The sequence below is a fragment of the Blautia sp. MSK20_18 genome (assembly GCF_020553125.1).
GTDB classification, from domain to species: domain Bacteria; phylum Bacillota; class Clostridia; order Lachnospirales; family Lachnospiraceae; genus Blautia_A; species Blautia_A fusiformis.
In genome coordinates this window covers 1-19,824 of the sequence record NZ_JAJCGR010000021.1, presented here as the reverse complement: position 1 = coordinate 19,824, position 19,824 = coordinate 1, and the positions used below count along the sequence as shown (strand labels likewise).

14 protein-coding genes are annotated in these 19,824 nt (G+C 46.6%); 6 read left to right on the top strand and 8 right to left on the bottom strand.

The genetic code is table 11. The features are described 5' to 3' along the window. Positions 1-8: 8 nt before the first annotated feature. Together LI091_RS12030 and LI091_RS12025 are read right to left on the bottom strand one after the other, a co-directional pair. Complete coding sequence (locus LI091_RS12030) at positions 9-2,435, bottom strand: two-component system response regulator (protein WP_265191186.1); 2,427 nt, start codon at positions 2,433-2,435, stop codon at positions 9-11. Positions 2,436-2,594: 159 nt separating this feature from the next. Continuing rightward, entirely contained in the window at positions 2,595-3,248 is a 654-nt protein-coding gene (locus tag LI091_RS12025; protein ID WP_015525717.1) for a DUF3786 domain-containing protein, read from the bottom strand. A gap of 356 nt (positions 3,249-3,604) precedes the next feature. On the opposite strand from LI091_RS12025, the gene LI091_RS12020 reads away from it, so the two are divergent. Together LI091_RS12020 and glgD are read left to right on the top strand one after the other, a co-directional pair. Continuing rightward, a complete protein-coding gene (locus LI091_RS12020; RefSeq protein WP_021651100.1) occupies positions 3,605-4,744 on the top strand; it encodes a glucose-1-phosphate adenylyltransferase in 1,140 nt (379 codons plus the stop codon). 1 nt (position 4,745) lies between these two features. Continuing rightward, positions 4,746-5,867, top strand: coding sequence for a glucose-1-phosphate adenylyltransferase subunit GlgD (gene glgD / locus LI091_RS12015; RefSeq protein WP_265191185.1), 1,122 nt, complete (start codon positions 4,746-4,748; stop codon positions 5,865-5,867). A gap of 86 nt (positions 5,868-5,953) precedes the next feature. Here glgD and LI091_RS12010 read toward each other — a convergent pair whose 3' ends face one another. Both LI091_RS12010 and LI091_RS12005 read right to left on the bottom strand, forming a co-directional pair. Continuing rightward, positions 5,954-6,664 carry a hypothetical protein gene (locus LI091_RS12010; protein ID WP_265191184.1) on the bottom strand — a complete coding sequence of 237 codons (711 nt, stop codon included), beginning with the start codon at positions 6,662-6,664 and terminating at the stop codon, positions 5,954-5,956. Positions 6,665-6,834: 170 nt separating this feature from the next. Beyond that, positions 6,835-7,833 (bottom strand): acyltransferase, encoded by a 999-nt coding sequence (locus tag LI091_RS12005; protein WP_265191183.1) that lies wholly within the window; start codon positions 7,831-7,833, stop codon positions 6,835-6,837. A gap of 233 nt (positions 7,834-8,066) precedes the next feature. Between LI091_RS12005 and LI091_RS12000 the strand changes: the two genes are divergently transcribed. The 4 genes from LI091_RS12000 (at position 8,067) to rfbD (ending at position 12,331) form a co-directional block, all read left to right on the top strand. Next, positions 8,067-9,248, top strand: coding sequence for a MerR family transcriptional regulator (locus LI091_RS12000; RefSeq protein WP_021976536.1), 1,182 nt, complete (start codon positions 8,067-8,069; stop codon positions 9,246-9,248). A 129-nt stretch (positions 9,249-9,377) separates the two neighbouring features. Further along, positions 9,378-10,274: a glucose-1-phosphate thymidylyltransferase RfbA gene (rfbA, locus tag LI091_RS11995; RefSeq protein ID WP_015525711.1), complete on the top strand. Its 897-nt coding sequence runs from the start codon at positions 9,378-9,380 to the stop codon at positions 10,272-10,274. 93 nt (positions 10,275-10,367) lie between these two features. Then, a complete protein-coding gene (gene rfbB / locus LI091_RS11990; protein WP_015525710.1) occupies positions 10,368-11,402 on the top strand; it encodes a dTDP-glucose 4,6-dehydratase in 1,035 nt (344 codons plus the stop codon). Further along, positions 11,399-12,331: a dTDP-4-dehydrorhamnose reductase gene (rfbD, locus tag LI091_RS11985; protein WP_092069245.1), complete on the top strand. Its 933-nt coding sequence runs from the start codon at positions 11,399-11,401 to the stop codon at positions 12,329-12,331. Before rfbB ends, rfbD begins: the two co-directional genes overlap by 4 nt. A gap of 120 nt (positions 12,332-12,451) precedes the next feature. On the opposite strand, the gene LI091_RS11980 is transcribed toward rfbD, so the two are convergent. From LI091_RS11980 to LI091_RS11965, 4 genes are all read right to left on the bottom strand, one after another. After that, positions 12,452-14,077, bottom strand: a complete 1,626-nt coding sequence (locus tag LI091_RS11980) for an LCP family glycopolymer transferase (protein WP_129975947.1) — start codon at positions 14,075-14,077, stop codon at positions 12,452-12,454. Positions 14,078-14,296: 219 nt separating this feature from the next. Beyond that, positions 14,297-16,135, bottom strand: coding sequence for a glutamine--fructose-6-phosphate transaminase (isomerizing) (glmS, locus tag LI091_RS11975; protein ID WP_110102076.1), 1,839 nt, complete (start codon positions 16,133-16,135; stop codon positions 14,297-14,299). Positions 16,136-16,216: 81 nt separating this feature from the next. Continuing rightward, positions 16,217-17,605 carry a phosphoglucosamine mutase gene (glmM, locus tag LI091_RS11970; protein ID WP_129975949.1) on the bottom strand — a complete coding sequence of 463 codons (1,389 nt, stop codon included), beginning with the start codon at positions 17,603-17,605 and terminating at the stop codon, positions 16,217-16,219. A 128-nt stretch (positions 17,606-17,733) separates the two neighbouring features. Beyond that, positions 17,734-19,434 (bottom strand): AAA family ATPase, encoded by a 1,701-nt coding sequence (locus LI091_RS11965; RefSeq protein ID WP_173740677.1) that lies wholly within the window; start codon positions 19,432-19,434, stop codon positions 17,734-17,736. Between the last annotated feature and the right edge of the window lie 390 nt (positions 19,435-19,824).

Sequence of the window (19,824 nt, the reverse complement as noted above, 5' to 3'; positions counted from 1 at the left end):
ATGATCTCTCATTTTTTACACGCCCCTTTTGCTCTTATAACCTCTGTTTCAAAGTTTTCCCACGACAAAGGCCGTGCATAATAAAAACCCTGGATCTCATCGCAGTTCAGGCTTCGCAATATCTCCACCTGTTTTGCTTTCTCCACGCCCTCGGCAAGAACCTTCATTCCCAGGCTGTGTGCCAGCGAAATGGTATGACGGATCACCTGCTGCCCACGAAAATTCTCTATGTAATCGATCAGACTTTTATCCAGCTTCAGAGTATCGAATGGCAGCTGGTTCAGGCTTGTCATAGATGAATAGCCGGAGCCAAAATCATCCATATGAAGCTTGAATCCTGCATCCACCATCTCCTCTATGAGTTTACTGATCTGATCATTATACAACGCAGCAGTTTCTGTCAATTCAATGGGAACAGAAGAAAACGGAATGCCATTTTCTTCCACGATCTTCACATAACGACAGATCATATTATCGTAATGGATACTGGCACGTGACAGATTCACCGAAATCGGAAGTATCTTTTTCCCTGATCTTATACGTTCCCCCTGGATGCTGCATACCTTTCGGAAAACATATTCATCAAGGCGTACGATCAGACCATCCTTCTCAAAAAGAGGGATAAATTCTCCCGGCGAAACCATAGTTCCTTCCGCTCTCTTCCAGCGCACCAGTGCCTCCGCCCCAACGATCTCTTCTGTCTCCACACTGTATTTCGGCTGCAGGTAGACTACGAATTCTTCATTGCGTATAGCCTCCACGAAAGCATTCTCCATCTGTCCGTTACGGATATGCCTCTGTCTCATCTCATCATCATAAAAAGCGATCTGGTGCTCATAGTCATCCCGGATACTCTTCATGGCCAGAAAAGCCCTGTCACAGATCAGGGTAAAAGGCAGTGTCTTATCCACATTCTCATAGACCCCATAGTTGACCACCAGATTAGGAATCGGTGCTCCACTCTCGACCCTGTGGATAAATTTCTCCATATCTGCCATACGGATCTCTTTCTTTCCATATATGATGGCTACAAACTGGTCTCCTCCATATCTGCCCACCGTCCCGTAGCGAACCTGATTTCTATACGTATCTCCCAGATAAGTAAGAACCTGATCACCGGTCTTCTCTCCATAGGTTCCGTTGATCCATTTAAAGTTCTTTATATCTGCCACCACCACATGAAAATCCTGATTCGTATTAAAGCGCATCAGCGTCTTTGCATGATGGAAAAAGGCCTGTCTGATATAAAGCCCTGTAAGATCATCATATTCCAGAGCTGAGAGTACCATCACGGACTCTCTCAGCTTGATCACATTGTTGATCTTACTTTTTAATATACGGACATTATACGGTTTCCGTACAAAATCCACTGCTCCCAGTTCCAGACATCGCACCTCATCCTCCAACCGGTTACTTCCGGTCATGATGATCACAGGCACAGAGGTCAGCATCACATCATCACGGATCAGCTCCAGAAACTGAAATTCATCACATACCGGCACACTCATATCAAGAAGAATTGCAGAAAGGGTTTTGTAATTCTCAGACAGACGCTTCATCCCCTCTGCTTCATTCATCGCAGTGATAACCTCAAAACTGCCCTCCAGATGTTCTGTAAGCGCTTTCCGATCCGTCTCGTCATTCACTACAATAAGAAGTTTTCTTCCGGATGCTGTTCCTCCTGGTTCCAGTATGGACTCCATCTCACTGTACCGTACATCCATATCCTCATTGGCAAAAGCAAACACCACGGTCTGAAAATCCTCAGCCGTTCCTACCCTGGCACATTTCACATAGAAATATTCAATCCTCCCGTTGCTTCGGCGTACACGATAATGTACCATCAACTGGGGAATCCTTGTAAGACGTTGGCATATCTTCTCAAAATCCATCATCTGATGCATCCGGATCCTGTCCTCTGCCGCAACACTGCTCTCAATATAAATATCCATGATCTTCTCATAGGATTCATCCCTGCGAAGTCCCTCCTCCCCATAAGCTCCACTCTGCCCCTGGAAGCGGCATACCTGAACCTTATGAGTCTCTCTGTCAACAGAGTAGATATTGATAAAATTTTTTCCGAGAACATTAATGATCCCCATAAGAAGCGGATTCTCCATCATTCCGCTGCTGATCTCATCATTCGTCTCTGTATCCGAAAAAACAAGGGCATGTCCTGTCCCGCCGGATTCCAGCGGAATCTCCACAGCATCAACCGAACGCAGGATATTCCGTCCCGATTCCAGATAGTTCTTCGGACCTTTGATCCCGTTAACGACCGGACAGATCTCACAGGGAGTTTCTCTGTTTCTCAGACAGTGATAGCATTTCTCGCCCCTCTTCAGCTGCGGATAGATCTCACGTGCTGCCAGGTTATAGCTGATAATCTTATAATCCTCATCTATGACATACATTCCCGATGCATTTTTCCCCACGAGCATCACCTCCGGATTCGTAAATTTCTCATAGATCCTTCGTGACAGTTACTGTCTCAAAATCCTTAAATATTCCTTCATTATATACGATTTTTCTGATAACTGCAATTATCTTTCGTATTATTTATTTTTCATATTGGTTTTATTATATTTCGATTATCAGCGCATCTGAAAGGATTTCCCCCTGAGCGGAACCCCTGCAAGCTCCGCAAGCCTTTTGATCCCGGAATCTGCTATGGATACCGCACTCTCCACATGATTGAAATCTGTGGCACTGTAATCAAACAGGATATTTCCCTGTGCTTCAAACTCCTCGTCCCGTTCCCAGAAAAAGAATCTCATAGGCATACAGTCAAAGGCCCTGATCTCATATCCCACATCACCCTGGGGCAGTTCCCTGCCGTCAAGCTTCTGAAACGCCTCCCTCAATTCCTTTTCATGGCCGGAAAATGTAGCACTGAACACATCCGTCTCTCCGATCTGATACGCCGGCGCAAATGGTCTTGCATTCCTGAGATCTGCAAAAGGGACCCACTTATCCATAATAAAAGCCCCCTCTTTCGCATACCCCAGAAGCGTATAAATATTCAGCATCTCCGTAGTATCCGGTTCTCTCTGTCCATCCAGGCTCCGGATACTGCCGTCTTCCAGACTCACCCCATATCTTCTTCCGAAATGAATGATCGTGAGAAACCCGTTTTCTTCCTTCAGTTCCGGCACCCGTTTATGCAGATCTGCCTGATCCATCTTCAAAAAGCGTTGTGCCCACTCTTCACATAGTTTTACATAATTGGAAATTCTTTCTTCTTTCATCCTGTCTTCTCCCTGTCTGATATCGATATCCTTTCTCCGCTGTATTCCGGACTTTTTTTACAGAATACACTGCTTTCACATTTTCCGCAAGAATCTTCGCCGATGTATCCGAAATCCGGCTATTTTCAGTGTTACTGTTTTTTCAGCATCCCGGAACCTTCTTAAGCGTTTCTTTTTTTCGACAGATCATCCATCAATTTTCCCAAATCCGTCTAATTTCCCAATATAAAAATAACGTTTTTTTGCACAAAAAACTGGATTTTCTTTTTTGAAAGGTGTATAATATTAACAAAGTTTATTGTTTTTATGGTTAAAGACACCTGGCAGTAAACAAGAAATGAAAGTGAGGATTCGCCATGAAACAAAACAGTATGTTAGCAATGATCCTGGCCGGTGGAAGAGGAAGTCGTCTTCACGAGTTGACGAATAAAGTTGCCAAGCCAGCCGTTGGTTATGGCGGTAAATACCGTATCGTGGATTTTCCGCTCAGTAACTGTGCCAACAGCGGCATTGATGTCGTAGGTGTACTGACACAGTATGAATCAGTTTTACTGAACAGCTATGTAGCAGCCGGTGGCCGCTGGGGCCTTGATGCCAAGGACAGCGGAGTTTATGTACTTCCCCCACGTGAGAAGGCTGATGCCGGTCTGGATGTATACCGTGGAACAGCTGATGCGATCTCTCAGAATATTGATTTCATCGACTCACAGAACCCGGAATACCTTCTGATCCTTTCCGGTGACCATATCTATAAGATGAATTATGCAAAGATGCTTGATGACCATATCCAGCATAAGGCAGATGCGACTATTGCAGTTATCGAGGTTCCCATGAAGGAAGCCAGCCGTTTCGGTATCATGAACACCGGTGAAGATGATCGCATCGTGGAATTTGAGGAGAAACCGGAACACCCGAAGAGCAATCTTGCCTCCATGGGTATCTACATATTCAACTGGAAGCTTCTGCGCAAGCTCCTGCTGGCAGATATCAAAAATCCGGATTCCAATCACGATTTCGGTAAAGACATCATCCCTACACTCCTTGCACAGGACAAAGCACTCTACGCCTACAAGTTCAAAGGCTACTGGAAGGATGTAGGAACCATCGATTCCCTCTGGGAAGCAAACATGGATCTTCTCAGTCCTAACAGTGAACTGGATCTTAACGATCCTACCTGGAAAATCTACACTGAGGATGCTACCTCTCTTCCACAGTATATCTGTGATACAGCTGTGATCAACACTGCTTTCATTACTCAGGGCTGTGTTGTAGAAGGTGAGATCACCAACTCCGTACTTTTCACAGGCGTCAAGGTCGGTCCTGGTGCCAAGATCATCGACAGTGTCCTGATGCCGGGTGTTGTTGTTGAAGCAGGTGCCGTTGTCCAGCGTGCTCTCGTTGCAGACGGAGTCGTGATCGGTGCCAATGCTCGTGTCGGTTCCAAGGACAGTGAGCACATCGAACTTGTATCAAAACGTGTAAAGGGGGCTGAGTAATATGTTTAAAGCATTTGGAATCGTGAATTCCTCAGAAAGAAATATCCATGTGGAGGGGCTTCAGGACTACCGTGCGATCGGCGCCTTTTCATTTCTCGGAAGATATCGTGTCATCGACTTCCCGATCTCAAATATGACCAACAGCGGAATTGAGTACATTCAGGTCTATGTAAAGAACAAACCCCGTTCTCTTGTAGAACATCTCGGAACCGGACGTCACTACAACATCAACTCCAAGAGCGGTAATCTCCAACTCCTCTTTTCAGAGCATTCCGGAGTCAACGATATCTATAACACCGATATCGACAACTACTACTCCAATCTGGAGTGCATCGAAGCAGTTCATTATCCGTATGTTGTTATCGCTCCGAATTACATGATCTACACCACCGACTATTCCAAGCTGATCGATGCCCATATCGAATCCGGTGCAGATGTGACCATGCTTTATCATTCCGTTGATAATGCCAAGGAGAACTATCTGAACTGCCACATCCTGAACCTGAACCGTCAGAAGGGTGTTCTCTCCATTGAGCACAACCACGGCAATGCAAAGAACCGCAACATTTTCATGGATACCTACGTAATGAGCAAGGAGCTTTTCATCAGCCTCATCCATAAGGCAAAAGAGATCTCCTCTCTTTATACCCTTGCAGACGTGATCAATGCCGGCTGCAGAGACGGTGAGCTGGATGTGCGTGGTATATCTCATCGCGGATATTTTGCATCGATCACTGATTTCAAGAGCTATCACGATGCAAATATGGATCTGATCGACTACAAAACTGCAACCGATCTTTTCCATGATAACTGGCCGATCTATACACGCACCAACAACTCCTGTCCGACCCATTATTTTGACACAGCCAATGTTTCCAACTCCGTTATTTCCAACGGCTCCATGATCGAGGGAACTGTAGAGAATTCCATTGTCGGACGTGGCTGTACCATCAAAAAGGGCGCTGTTATCAAGAACTGTGTAGTTCTTGCAGACTGCACCATCGGTGAGAATGTCCATATCGAAAATCTGGTGGTAGACAAGCATGCCAAGATCACGCATGCCAAGGAGATCATCCGTCCTGCGGATGAGCTAGGATACATCAAACGTAACGATACACTGTAATATTCATATATAATAAGGCCTCCGGTTCCTGTGTTACGAACCGGAGGCCTTATTTATCTCTGTACTCAGCTAAGCATATGGATCCATCATTTCAGAACAGACTGGATCCATTTCAACGCATTCTCTTTATTCTTCACATTACCCGGAAGGCAGATGCACACCGGATCATATCTCAGGCCAAATTCCTGAGCAACACTACTGCTGCCGTCAAGCTCCAGATGCTGATCATCCACAGCGCCCAGAGACTCAAACACCTCATCTCCAAACGTTTCCCTGAGATCTGCATACATTCCGCTGTCTTTCTCATGTTCATAGAGTTCCTTCGGCATGATCAGGACATCAACGGTAGCACTCTGGATTTCCGTCACATATGCGATCCTGGCATAGTAATCAAAATCCTCTCCTGTCTCGTCCGTCATCAGATTCTGCGCCACACTGACTTCTGCATATTTATCCTCTGTTCCCAGTGTCTTCAGAGCATCCTCTTCCACCTTCTCAGAGTCATAATTTCCTGCATTCACCACCGCAATGGAAAGCACCGTCTTCATCTGTGCGTGACGATAAATATTCACTCCCAGACAGACTCCGCCAATGGCAAGAAGCACGCACAGCATATGTATCTTATAATACATCCAGATATACTGAATCTTCTTACCTGTTCCCATTCCCTTCAGTTTCTCTCTTTCGATCCGGCGGCGTTCCTTCTTCGTCAGATCAGTTTCGTTGGGCATCTCCGGATTCAGTACACTCTCATCGTGTCCGTCACTGCCGGCCTCCGCTCTGTTTTGTAAATCCATAAAAATCTCCTTTGTCTTTCATATCTCAGTATTTTTTACCCTGAAGCGGGATATTCCAGTCGCTTTCCCCGCATCTTCCGGGTGGGTGCTGTGACTTATCAATAAAGGATATTTTAGCATATTTTGGTACAAAATCACAGCGCATAAATATGAAAATACCATAAACTCTTCTATTTCCGACAGATCCTCATTCCATATCCATACATTACCGCCACAGCAGTCACAAGAACACAGACCATCACCGGTCTCATCCACAAATATAAGAGATTTTTCTCAATTCCTGCTGCCACAGCCACATCCTTCAGGATGTCAGCCACACAGAGATGGAACAGATAAATAAAAAATGCATATTTCTGACCGATGGCTACCGGAAGCTCGGGCACTTTCCGATTCTTTCCCATGATTGCAATGAGAAAAAGGCCAACAGCCATAAATACTGAACCCAGAAACAATTCCAGTTTGCCAAAATACCGGTATTCCAGCAGACTTGCGATCCCGCCGCCAGCTGCCATGCCATACAAAAGAAGCACTTTTTTTCCTGCAAAACAGGCTTCCAGCTTTTCCTGATATCTGTGTATCAGATGTCCCAACATAAAAAACGGAAATCCGGTAAACAGATAGTTGCGAAACTGCATAACACGGAAATGCCTTTCCGGGAACAGGAAGGTCGAAAATTCCTCCATTCCGAAATGGATCAGAAGAAGCACCGGTATCAGAACATATGCCTGCTTACAAATCCGGAATCTTGCTGCCAGGGCAAAAAGAAGATAACAATAGAGCAGTGCCGGGAGAAACCACAGATGCCATTTCACCTGAGAGCTGTTATTATATAGAAGAAACTGGCGGATATGTTCCCCCGAAACCAGGGCTTCCAGCCATTCCTTCTGGCTTGCTCCGTCGATGTGGTTCTGGATCAGCTCCCACAGACAGCAGACCGGAAATGCCACAAGCATCAGCTTCAGAACATGCCGGATCTTTTTTCCGGTTCTTATAAATTCCGTATCATCGCCACGGAAACAAAAATATCCGGATACCATAAAAAACACAGGTACTGCAAATCTGGCAAGTACATTGGCTATAATTCCGGCATTTCCCGGAAAATGGACGTGAAGAAGCACAACTGCATAAGCACAGATCGCCTTTACCATATCCAGAGTACGGTTTCGCATAAAAATTACTCCTTTTTATATCGAACGCTTATCCCGGAAATATGATTCCGGGGTTCCTTTTTTTCGAAACGATATACTAACAAACCAGCAGAATTTTGTCAATGCTGTTTTTCTCCTGTACGGTTTACTCTTATACGTTTTACTCTTGTACGGCTTCCGGATCTGAATTATAATTCTTTTATGACTTCTATGACAGGATGTTTGTTATTTCCTCAGAAAGGATTCTATTTTTTATGAAAAAAGACGGCTACTATTCTTCCGGCGAATTTGCACGCATGGCACACGTAACTCTGCGTACTGTCCGCTATTATGATAAACAGGATATCCTGAAACCCTCTCTCGTCACCGAATCCGGCGCACGTTTTTATACAGATGAGGATTTTGCAAGGCTTCAGCAGATCCTCCTTCTGAAATACCTGGGCTTTTCCCTGGATGACATCCGTGAAATGACCATCGGTGATTCCGATTATCATTTCATGCTGAATTCTCTGAATATCCAGCTTCGTCTGGTCCGTGACCGGATCGAACAGATGCAGCTGGTGGAAAAAGCGATCCAGGATACCGCACAGATGATAAAGGAACAGCACACCATTGACTGGAGCCAGATGCTGAACCTGATCCACCTGACCGGCATGGAAAAAAGCCTCAAGAATCAGTATCAGAATGCCACCAACATTTCCTCCAGGATCAACCTTCACAGCCTGTACTCCCAGAACAAACAGGGATGGTTTCCCTGGATCTTTGAGCAGTGCCGGATCTCACCCGGTCTTCGTATTCTGGAGCTGGGCTGCGGGGACGGAACGTTATGGACCGACAACCTTTCCCTTCTGCCGGAGGATATCTCCATCACACTTTCCGATATTTCCAGCGGTATGCTCCGCGATGCCAGACGAGCCATCGGTTCCTCGGATACCCGGTTTGCGTTCCGGGCCTTTGACTGCAGAAAAATCCCCTGCAAGGACGAAAGCTTTGATCTGGTGATCGCCAATCACGTGCTTTTTTACTGCGATGATATTCCCTCCGTCCTGAAGGAAGTCCGCCGTGTCCTCGCTCCCGGCGGAAGATTTCTCTGCAGTGCTTACGGAAAGGCACATATGCAGGAGGTCAGCCAGCTGGTGCAGGATTTTGATGAACGGATCGTGCTTTCCGCAGACCGGCTTTATGAACGGTTCGGACGTGAAAACGGCCAGAGTATCCTGGCGCCCTTTTTCCCAAAGGCTCAGTGGCTTTCTTATGAAGACTGCCTTCTGGTCCAGGATGCGGAGCCGCTGATCTCCTACGTCCTCTCCTGCCACGGCAACCAGAATCAGTATATATTGGACCGTTACAAGGAATTCCGGGCCTACACCGCCAGAAAAACTGCCAAAGGATTCCGCATTACCAAGGATGCCGGCGTATTTCTTTGTGAAAAATAGCCAAAAATAAAAAATATGAAAAAAGCTCTTGAAGGTGACCTTGCGTCACCTTTTATAATACAGTTACAGTAACAAAGTTATGTGCAGGCACGACTTATGCTGCACATCATCACGCAAAGGAGAAAACATATGAAAGGAATTATTTTAGCCGGAGGCTCCGGAACACGTCTTTACCCACTTACCATGGTGACCTCCAAACAGCTTCTGCCGATCTTTGACAAACCGATGATCTACTATCCTATGTCTGTTCTTATGAACGCAGGCATCCGTGATATCCTGATCATCTCCACCCCGCAGGATACCCCGAGATTTGAGGAGCTTCTCGGTGACGGCCATCAGTTCGGTGTCAACCTTACCTACGCTGTACAGCCAAGCCCGGACGGACTTGCTCAGGCATTTATCATCGGCGAGGAATTCATCGGCAACGACACCGTATGTATGGTCCTTGGTGACAACATTTTCGCAGGACATGGCCTCAAAAAGCGCCTGAAAGCTGCTGTAGACAACGCAGAAACAGGCAAAGGTGCCACTGTTTTCGGATACTATGTAGATGATCCGGAGCGTTTCGGCATCGTGGAATTCGACCAGAACGGAAAAGCTGTTTCCATTGAAGAGAAACCGGAAAAGCCAAAAAGCAACTACTGTGTAACCGGTCTCTACTTCTACGACAACAAGGTTGTAGAGTACGCAAAAAATCTAAAGCCAAGCGCAAGAGGCGAGCTTGAGATCACTGACCTGAACCGTATCTACCTTGAGAAGGGACAGCTGAACGTTGAGCTTCTGGGCCAGGGCTTCACATGGCTGGATACCGGTACACACGAAAGCCTTGTAGAGGCAACCAACTTCGTAAAAACCATGGAGCAGCATCAGCACCGCAAGATCGCATGCCTTGAGGAGATTGCTTACTTAAACGGCTGGATCACAAAGGAGGACGTGCTCAAGGTTTACGAAATCCTTAAGAAAAACCAGTATGGCCAGTATCTCAAGGATGTTCTGGACGGAAAATATCTGGACGCGCTTCACTAAGCCGATCTGATTTTCCGACACTGCATTTACCTGCGGACTCCGTTTCGACGGAATCCGCATAAGATCAATCATTTATTATAAAGGAGATTTTTTATGACAATCATCGTTACCGGCGGCGCCGGATTTATCGGAAGCAACTTTATTTTTCATATGATGGAGGCTCATCCGGATTACCGTATCGTATGCCTGGACTGCCTGACCTATGCCGGAAACCTTTCCACTCTTGCACCGGTCATGGACAAACCGAACTTCCGCTTTGTAAAGGAAAGCATCACAGACCGTGACGCTGTTTACAAGCTTTTCGAGGAGGAGCATCCTGACATCGTGGTAAACTTCGCAGCTGAGAGCCACGTAGACCGTTCCATCGAAAACCCGGAGGTATTCCTTGACACCAACATCAAGGGGACTGCTGTTCTCATGGATGCCTGCCGTAAATACGGAATCCAGCGTTATCATCAGGTTTCCACAGACGAGGTTTACGGAGATCTTCCGCTTGACAGACCGGACCTCTTCTTCACAGAGGAAACTCCGATCCATACAAGCAGCCCGTACAGCTCCTCCAAAGCAGGTGCTGACCTTCTTGTTCTCGCATACCACAGAACCTACGGCCTGCCTGTGACCATCAGCCGCTGCTCCAACAACTACGGCCCGTATCACTTCCCGGAAAAGCTGATCCCGCTGATGATCGCCAACGCTCTGAACGACAAACCACTCCCGGTTTACGGAAAGGGCGAAAATGTCCGCGACTGGCTCTATGTTGAGGATCACTGCCGTGCCATCGACCTGATCATCCACAAAGGACGTGTAGGCGAGGTTTACAATGTAGGCGGACATAATGAGATGAAAAACATCGATATCGTAAAACTGATCTGCAAGGAGCTTGGCAAACCGGAAAGCCTGATCACACATGTAGCAGACCGTAAAGGCCATGACATGCGCTACGCTATCGACCCGACCAAGATCCACAATGAGCTTGGATGGCTTCCTGAAACAAAATTCGCAGACGGAATCAAAAAGACCATCAAATGGTACCTTGACAACAAGGAATGGTGGGAAACCATCATCTCCGGTGAGTATCAGAACTACTACGAAAAAATGTATGGAAACCGCGAGGAGGTTAAAGCATGAGATTTTTCGTAACAGGTGTTGGCGGCCAGCTTGGCCATGACGTAATGAATGAACTGTCCGGCCGTGGACATGAAGGCGTAGGAAGTGACATTGCTCCTTCCTACAGCGGCATCGCTGATGGTACTCCTGTTACCACCATGCCTTATGTGCAGCTTGATATCACAGATAAAGAAGCGGTAGCAAAAACCATCCGTGAGGTAAAGCCTGATGCAGTGGTACACTGTGCCGCATGGACAGCCGTAGACGCTGCAGAGGACGAGGAAAACCGTGAGAAGGTACGTCTTGTCAATGTTGTAGGAACACAGAACATTGCGGACATCTGCAAGGAGCTTGGCATCAAGATGATGTATATTTCCACAGACTACGTTTTTGACGGCCAGGGAACCACACCATGGGATCCGGACTGCAAGGACTACGCTCCACAGAACGTATACGGTCAGACCAAGCTTGACGGTGAACTGGCAGTATCCGGCACTGTAGATAAATTCTTTATCGTACGTATTGCATGGGTATTCGGCAAAAACGGCAAAAACTTTATCCGTACCATGGTAAATCTGGGAAAAACCCATGACAAGCTTACCGTAGTCAGTGACCAGATCGGAACTCCGACCTACACCTACGACCTTGCACGTCTTCTGGTAGACATGGTCGAGACAGAGAAATACGGCTACTATCACGCAACCAACGAAGGCGGCTTCATCAGCTGGTATGATTTCACTAAAGAGATCTTCCGCCAGGCTGCTGCCCTCGGCCACAAGGAATACGAAAAAGTAGAGGTATCTCCTGTCACAACTGCAGAGTACGGCGTTTCCAAGGCTGTACGTCCATTCAACAGCCGCCTGGATAAATCCAAGCTTGTAAAAAACGGCTTTCAGCCACTTCCAACATGGCAGGATGCCCTGGAAAGATATCTGAAAGAGATCCTGTAAAAAAAAATCCATCGGTGATCGCCGGTGGATTTTTTTCGTTCTGTTTCTCATGAAAAAACAGCCGGTGGAAAGCTTTACGCTTCCCCGGCTGTTCTTATGCTAAAATTTAATAATTTTATCTTACTGCTGTGCAACAGTTCCGTCTGCTGCCTGGGCATCTGCTGTGCCATTCTGTGTGGCATCTGCAGTCTCACCCTGCGCTTCTGCTGTACTTCCCTCTGCAGCTGCCTGTGCATCATTATCCGTAGTTGCTGCCGCTGATGTTGCACTGTCTGCCTCCTCCTGGGAAACAGTCTCTCCGTCACGAACCTTCTTCATCATGGCCTCCGCCTTCTGAACGGTAGACTCATCCGGAATCATAACGTAAGCCTTCTGGCTCATAGAATACGGCTTCTGTGTGTCACCGGTACCATTTACACTGTAGCTTACGATGTTCCAGTCACCGCCGTTGTTCAACTGCTGCTGGAGCAGTCTGGCGATCTCCTCGTAGGAGATATTGGTCTCAAAGCATCCCTGGATGCTGGAAAGAACAGAAGAATAATTCTTCAGAAGCTCCGGTGAAAGAGCCTTGTTGATCACACCCTTGATCACTGCCATCTGGTTCTTGCCACGCTGACGGTCGCCCTCTTTAAAGGCATAACGCTCACGGCTGAATACCAGAGCCTGCTCACCGTTCAGGTAGTTCTCTCCCTGATTGAAGTGATATCCTGTCTCATTCTTGGAATCAAAGTCATAGTCAGAATAAACAGTAACTCCGCCAAGCGAATTGATCAGCTGCTCAAATCCCGCAAAGTTGATACGGAAATAATAGTTGATATCCTCATTATAAAGCATTCCCAGAGTATCCATACATACATTGATACCATAGATACCTGCATGTGTCAGCTTATCTCTCTGTCCGCCTGAAATAGAAAGCGGTACAAAATAATCACGAGGTGTGGAAACCAGAAGCACCTGTCTGGTAGCTGTATTTACCGTAGCAATGATATTGGAATCGCTTCGGCTCTTTGCAACAAGGCCGCTGCGGCTGTCGATACCACTGATAAAGATGGTATATACAGAACCGTCATTGGTACGCTCTTCAGCCTTCGCCTCTGTCTCCTGGGGCTCAATGGTCGTCTCCACCTTCTTCACGGTCAGCTCTTTGATCCTGGAAGAAATATCGGAATATCCATCCATCTCTTCAATAACACTTAAATATGCGCTGTTCAGCACGATCGCACCTGTCTGTCCGTTCAGAAGACCGTCAACCAGCTCTGTAAGTCCTGCATACTCCTGGACCTGCACAGTCTTGCCTGTCTCGGAATCCACTTCCTGGATAGCCTTGTCCGAATTGGCTCTGTCAAGATCTGTCAGCACACCATACACATAATCTGCTGTAGCCTCTATGGAATCTGCAGAATCATCTGCACGGACATAAATGCCGACCTCCGTAATCTCTGTGTTCACACCGGAGATCCCTGCCAGTGTGGAATGTGTCTTATAAACATACATACTTCCGAGAATGAATACTGCTGCAAAAACTGCTGCCAGGATCACTCCCACTACAAATCTTATCTTACCATCCGTACTCCATACAAGCGCCCCGACGATCACGATCAGGACCAGCATTACCAGTCCGATCACTGCAATGAACTTCGTCGGGATCACCTTCATATTCAGAAGCATGACCGCAAATACGATTGCTGTGATCAGAACCACAAGCGTCACGATCAGCCCTGGGATATGTTTCCCCATTTTTCTCATATGCAATCCTCCATTTTTGATGGTACAGAGAATATTACATATGGACACTCTCTGTACAGATTCAAATATCCTAATCATTTTACGCTTTTTTACTGATAAAAGCAAGAAATATCGTAAATCGCCAAATGCAAAAACAGTTCCGTGATATCATGATCCTTTTATGCTCTCACGATGTCACGGAACTGCCGCTAAAATGTTCCTTCTGTGAAATGGATCTCCTTATTCCACGGTAACACTCTTGGCAAGATTTCTCGGCTTATCCACATCCAGACCTTTATTTACACTGACATAGTAACCCAGAAGCTGCAGCGGGATCACTGCCAGAGAAGTTGCAAAATGCGGGTCTGTTTTCGGGATATAAACCGTAAAATCTGCAGTATCCTCGATATTATAGTTTCCAAACGTAGTAAGCCCCATCAGATACGCTCCACGGCTCCTGCACTCCACCATGTTGCTGACTGTTTTCTCATAAAGCTCCGGCTGTGTCAGGACACCGATCACAAGGGTGCCGTCCTCGATCAGGGAAATGGTGCCATGCTTCAGCTCGCCAGCCGCATACGCCTCAGAATGGATGTAGCTGATCTCCTTCATCTTAAGGCTGCCCTCAAGGCTGATGGCATAATCGATCCCTCTTCCGATAAAAAAGATATCCTTTGCATTGGCCTGCTTGGAGGCAAACCACTGAAGCCTTTCCTTATCCTCGATGATCCTGCCGATCTTGTCCGGAAGTGTCTTCAGTTCCTTAATGTAGGACTCACACTGCTCCTCTGAGATCTTTCCGCGGACCAGTGCCATCTGCAATGCCAGCACATAGGAAGCGATCAGCTGTGTACTGTACGCCTTGGTGGTAGCAACCGAGATCTCCGGTCCTGCAAGTGTGTAGAATACATGATCCGCCTCTCTTGCAATGGAAGAGCCCACCACATTGACAATAGCCAGCGTGCGGATCCCCTTCTCCTTACATTCCCGAAGCGCAGCCAGACTGTCCGCAGTCTCACCGGACTGACTGATGATCACTGCCAGGCCGGCAGGATCCAGAAGCGGCTTCCGGTAACGGAACTCCGAAGCAAGCTCCACACGCACCGGAAGACCTGCAAGATCCTCGATCACATACTGTGCAGCCATTCCCACATGGTAAGCAGAGCCGCAGGCCACGATATAAACCTGGCTGATGCTGCGGATCCTCTCATCATCCAGACCGATCTCTGTCAGATCCAGCTTGTCCTCCCGGATAACGGAATTCAGTGTATCTGCGACTGCCTTCGGCTGCTCATGGATCTCCTTCATCATGAAATGCTCAAAACCGGCTTTCTCCGCTGCCTCTGCATCCCACTCAATGATCTTAGGCTCCTTCTCGATCTCCTCACCATCCAGATTGTAAAAAGTGATCTCACCCGGTTTTACACATGCCAGCTCCAGATTTCCGATATAATAAACATTTCTTGTATACTTCAGGATCGCAGGAACATCCGATGCGATATAGGATTCTCCATTCTCCACACCCAGGATCATAGGGCTGTCTTTTCTCGCTACAAAGATCTCTTCCGGATAATCACGGAACATCATTACCAGCGCATAGGAACCACGGATACGCACCATGGCATGACGCACTGCCTCAACCGGAGATCCGCCGTATTTCTGGTAGTAATAATCCACCAGCTTCACAGCAACCTCCGTATCTGTGGAAGAATAAAAAGAATATCCCCTGCGGAGAAGCTTCTCCTTCAGCTCCTGGTAATTCTCGATAATACCGTTATGCACAGCTGCCACATTTCCGTTATCACTGACATGAGGATGGGCATTGACCTCTGATGGTTCTCCGTGAGTTGCCCAGCGGGTATGACCGATCCCGCACATACCCGGAACAGATTCACCTGCGTTTGTTTTCTCCAGAAGGACCTTCAGACGGCCCTTCGCCTTAATGATCTCAATATCCTTTTCCCCGTCACGCACTGCGATGCCGGCGGAATCATATCCTCTGTATTCTAGTTTGGAAAGCCCGTCCAGAAGGATGGGTGCTGCCTGATGCCTGCCTGTAAAACCTACAATTCCACACATGATTTTTTTCTCCTCTTATTGCATTTTTATATTCTTCTGACTGCTCCGTTCTTCAGACACCTGCGGTCTGCATCCAGGACATCACTCTGCCACATGCCCCTTCTTACGGACGATCTCAACCACCTGGTCCACATATTTTCTGCAAAGCTCCTCACTCTCTGCCTCTACCATAACACGAAGCAGAGGTTCTGTGCCGGATTCTCTCACCAGGATCCTTCCGGTGTCTCCAAGCGCCTCAGCCACACTCTCTACTGCTGCCTGCACATCCACATCTGCCTGCGCTGCTGCCTTGTCATGGACACGCACGTTCTCAAGAACCTGGGGATAGATCGCCAGATCAGCAGTAAGCTCACTGAGCTTTTTCTTCCTTGCCATTATAACTTCCATCATCTTCAGACTTGTAAGGATGCCATCCCCGGTAGATGCATACTTGGAAAAAATAATGTGCCCGGACTGCTCACCACCAATACGGCAGCCATTCTGCATCATATATTCATAAACATATTTATCCCCTACTGCAGTCTTCGCATACTCGATATCAAGAGCATCAAAAGCCTTGTAAAGGCCAAAATTGGACATTACCGTAGTCACAACCGTATTGGTGAGAAGCTTTCCGCGCTCCTTCATATAACGGCCGTACACATAAAGGATCGCATCCCCGCTAACCACATTTCCCTTCTCATCCACACAGAGACAGCGGTCCGCATCTCCGTCGTAGGCAAAGCCAACATCCAGTCCCTTCTCCACTACAAACTTCTGGAGACCCTCGATATGGGTGGAACCGGCATTGTTATTGATATTGGTACCATCCGGCTCAGCATTGATCACATAAGTCTTCGCTCCCAGCGCATCAAAAACCGCCTTTGCGATATTCCATGCACTTCCGTTGGCACAGTCCAGTCCAATCCGCATTCCCTTAAAGGAATATACTCCCAAGGAGATCAGATATCCTATGTAACGGTTCCGGCCTGCCGAATAATCCACCGTCCTGCCGATCTCACCGCCCTTTGTAAAAGGAATCTCATGCCATTTCTCTCCGAACAGCTGAAGACGGTCATCCAGATAATCCTCCACCAGAGCGATGATCTCCTCCTCCATCTTCTCACCCTGGCCGTTGATCAGCTTGATCCCGTTATCATAATAAGGATTATGGCTGGCAGAGATCATGATACCGCAGTCAAAGCCATCGGTACGGGCAACATAAGCCACAGACGGCGTTGTTGTCACATGAAGAAGATAAGCATCCGCTCCGGATGCCACCAGCCCGCCAACCAGCGAATACTCAAACATATAGCTGGAACGTCGGGTATCCTTGCCGATCACGATCCTGGCCGCAGCCGTCTCCCCCGCTCTTCTGCGCAGCTCATTATAATACCATCCCAGAAAACGCCCGATCTTAAATGCATGATCTGCAGTTAACGAAACACCCGCTTCTCCACGGAAGCCATCTGTACCAAAATATTTTCCCATTTCTTGCTCTCCTTTGTGTGTTAATATTTATAACTTATCTTATATATTGATGTGTCATACAGATCGATCAGAATTGTTCTTATCTTTCTGTATGAACATCAATAATATTATCTATATTTCCAGCAGATTTACAGCCTCTGAACAGCCACTTTACATCGCTTCTTACAAAAAGCAACTCCATACGCCAGAATATTATTTCTTCCTTCATTACGTAACCGTTCATCGTACCGCTTTTCTCTGATCTGTGCCAGCGCTCTTTCACATGCATTTTGCAGTCCTGAAAAAGTCTGAGAATACTTCAGCTCGATAACGATCCCGGCATCCGGATCTTCCGGTTCTGCCAGAATATCTGCAAAACCATCTCCAGATTCCGCATTAGACTGAACAAGCCAGTTTGGATCACTACGCAAAAGCCCCAACAAAAGTCCATGATAAAAAATTTCTTTTTCTTCATTTCGTCCTTTTGTATCAAAAATACTGATCGTATTTCCCAGAATCTTTGTAAGGCGTTCCTCAATCTCACCTGCATTCCCTTCTTTTATTGCTTTCAGCAGATTTTTCGTCGGCTCCGCCTCTTTCAGCACTGCGCGGTCAAACCATTCCTTTATCTGAAGCACATAAACTTCTCTTATCTCCCTGTTCGGAATGGTCAGACGATACACTCCCCGTTCGGTCTTCCCTGCCTGTGTAAGATATCCTGTAGTAAATAATACACTCCAGAGATTATCCAGACTGTTATCGATTTCATCATAGGTCAACTCCATACGGATCGTTTTCTCAATAGACTCACCTGCGATCAGACGCTCTATCTCATCTCTCGTAGTCTTATCTGCCCTGTCAATAAATCTCCTTACCAGTTCATTCCCACTGGTATTGATCCAATAAGACAGCGGCTCCGCATCCGGATTCCCACGCAGACAATCTACATGATTGATCACATCCCATGGACAGTACACATCCGTATTTCCAAAATGATATCCATCATACCATTCCTTTGTTTCGGAAAGATGATCCTCCATGCCATATGCTGTAAGCAATCTGCAGACCTCATCATCTGTGAAACCAAAATGCTCATCAAATCGATGATCCGTGATCGAAAGCACTTTGAAGTTATTAAGTCCTGTAAAAATACTCTCTTTAGACACGCGAAGACACCCTGTTAATACTGCAAAATACAGAGAATCGTTAGTCTTAAGTGCCTGTCCGAACACACCGCGTATCATGAGCACCATTTCTTTATAATATCCATGCTGAAAAGCCTTATCCAGAGGAACATCATATTCATCTATAAGAATGATCGTCTTCTGCCCATAATGCTTATGCAACAGCTGAGACAACATCTGCAACGCAGAAGAAAGAATATTTTCATCCATAGAATATCGGCCATTCTCCACAGAGATCAATGTACGATATATATCTTTATCCGTTTCTGTCAGTCTGTCACTCTCCAATAAAAACAGAAAACGACTGGCCTCTCTGCCTACCAGTTCTGTCAGCTGATAGCGTGCATTCTCAAAGGTAAGTCCATCAACATTCTTCAGCGATAAAAACACTACCGGAAATTTCCCCATATACTGTTCACACAGTTCTTGTTTCCGGGAAATATAAAGACCTTCAAACAGCGCTTCATCTGCCCCGATCTCGAAGAAACAACGAAGCATACTCATATTCAATGTTTTCCCAAAACGCCGAGGTCTTGTAAAAAGATTTACTTTCCCCCACTGATCGATCAGTTGTTCGATAAGCCTGGTCTTATCTACATAATAAAAATCCGCCTGACGAATTTCCTGAAAATTCTCAATTCCCACCGGTAGCTTCGGTCTCTTCATATTCCGCGTTCCACTCCCTTTCAATGCGAAAAATCACATACAAATATGCCAATCGCCACGTGATTCGTGCTTTCAGAGTAGCACAATACGCTCTTTTTGTCTATTGATTTATTTCGACTCCGTTCGACAAACATATCCGCCTTACCTGCGCAGCTCTGAAGCTTTTTCACAATTTCCTGAAAATTCTCAATTCCCACCGGTAGCTTCGGTCTCTTCATATTCCGCGTTCCACTCCCTTTCAATGCGAAAAATCACATACAAATATGCCAATCGCCACGTGATTCGTGCTTTCAGAGTAGCACAATACGCTCTTTTTGTCTATTGATTTATTTCGACTCCGTTCGACAAACATATCCGCCTTACCTGCGCAGCTCTGAAGCTTTTTCACAA

Excerpts from the sequence above, each read along its gene's own strand:
- LI091_RS12025 (WP_015525717.1), bottom strand. The coding sequence starts at position 3,248 with ATGAAAGAAGAAAGAATTTCCAATTATGTAAAACTATGTGAAGAGTGG.
- LI091_RS12020 (WP_021651100.1), top strand. The coding sequence starts at position 3,605 with ATGAAACAAAACAGTATGTTAGCAATGATCCTGGCCGGTGGAAGAGGA.
- glgD (WP_265191185.1), top strand. The coding sequence starts at position 4,746 with ATGTTTAAAGCATTTGGAATCGTGAATTCCTCAGAAAGAAATATCCAT.
- LI091_RS12010 (WP_265191184.1), bottom strand. The coding sequence starts at position 6,664 with ATGGATTTACAAAACAGAGCGGAGGCCGGCAGTGACGGACACGATGAG.
- LI091_RS12005 (WP_265191183.1), bottom strand. The coding sequence starts at position 7,833 with ATGCGAAACCGTACTCTGGATATGGTAAAGGCGATCTGTGCTTATGCA.
- LI091_RS12000 (WP_021976536.1), top strand. The coding sequence starts at position 8,067 with ATGAAAAAAGACGGCTACTATTCTTCCGGCGAATTTGCACGCATGGCA.
- rfbA (WP_015525711.1), top strand. The coding sequence starts at position 9,378 with ATGAAAGGAATTATTTTAGCCGGAGGCTCCGGAACACGTCTTTACCCA.
- rfbB (WP_015525710.1), top strand. The coding sequence starts at position 10,368 with ATGACAATCATCGTTACCGGCGGCGCCGGATTTATCGGAAGCAACTTT.
- rfbD (WP_092069245.1), top strand. The coding sequence starts at position 11,399 with ATGAGATTTTTCGTAACAGGTGTTGGCGGCCAGCTTGGCCATGACGTA.
- LI091_RS11980 (WP_129975947.1), bottom strand. The coding sequence starts at position 14,077 with ATGAGAAAAATGGGGAAACATATCCCAGGGCTGATCGTGACGCTTGTG.
- glmS (WP_110102076.1), bottom strand. The coding sequence starts at position 16,135 with ATGTGTGGAATTGTAGGTTTTACAGGCAGGCATCAGGCAGCACCCATC.
- glmM (WP_129975949.1), bottom strand. The coding sequence starts at position 17,605 with ATGGGAAAATATTTTGGTACAGATGGCTTCCGTGGAGAAGCGGGTGTT.
- LI091_RS11965 (WP_173740677.1), bottom strand. The coding sequence starts at position 19,434 with ATGAAGAGACCGAAGCTACCGGTGGGAATTGAGAATTTTCAGGAAATT.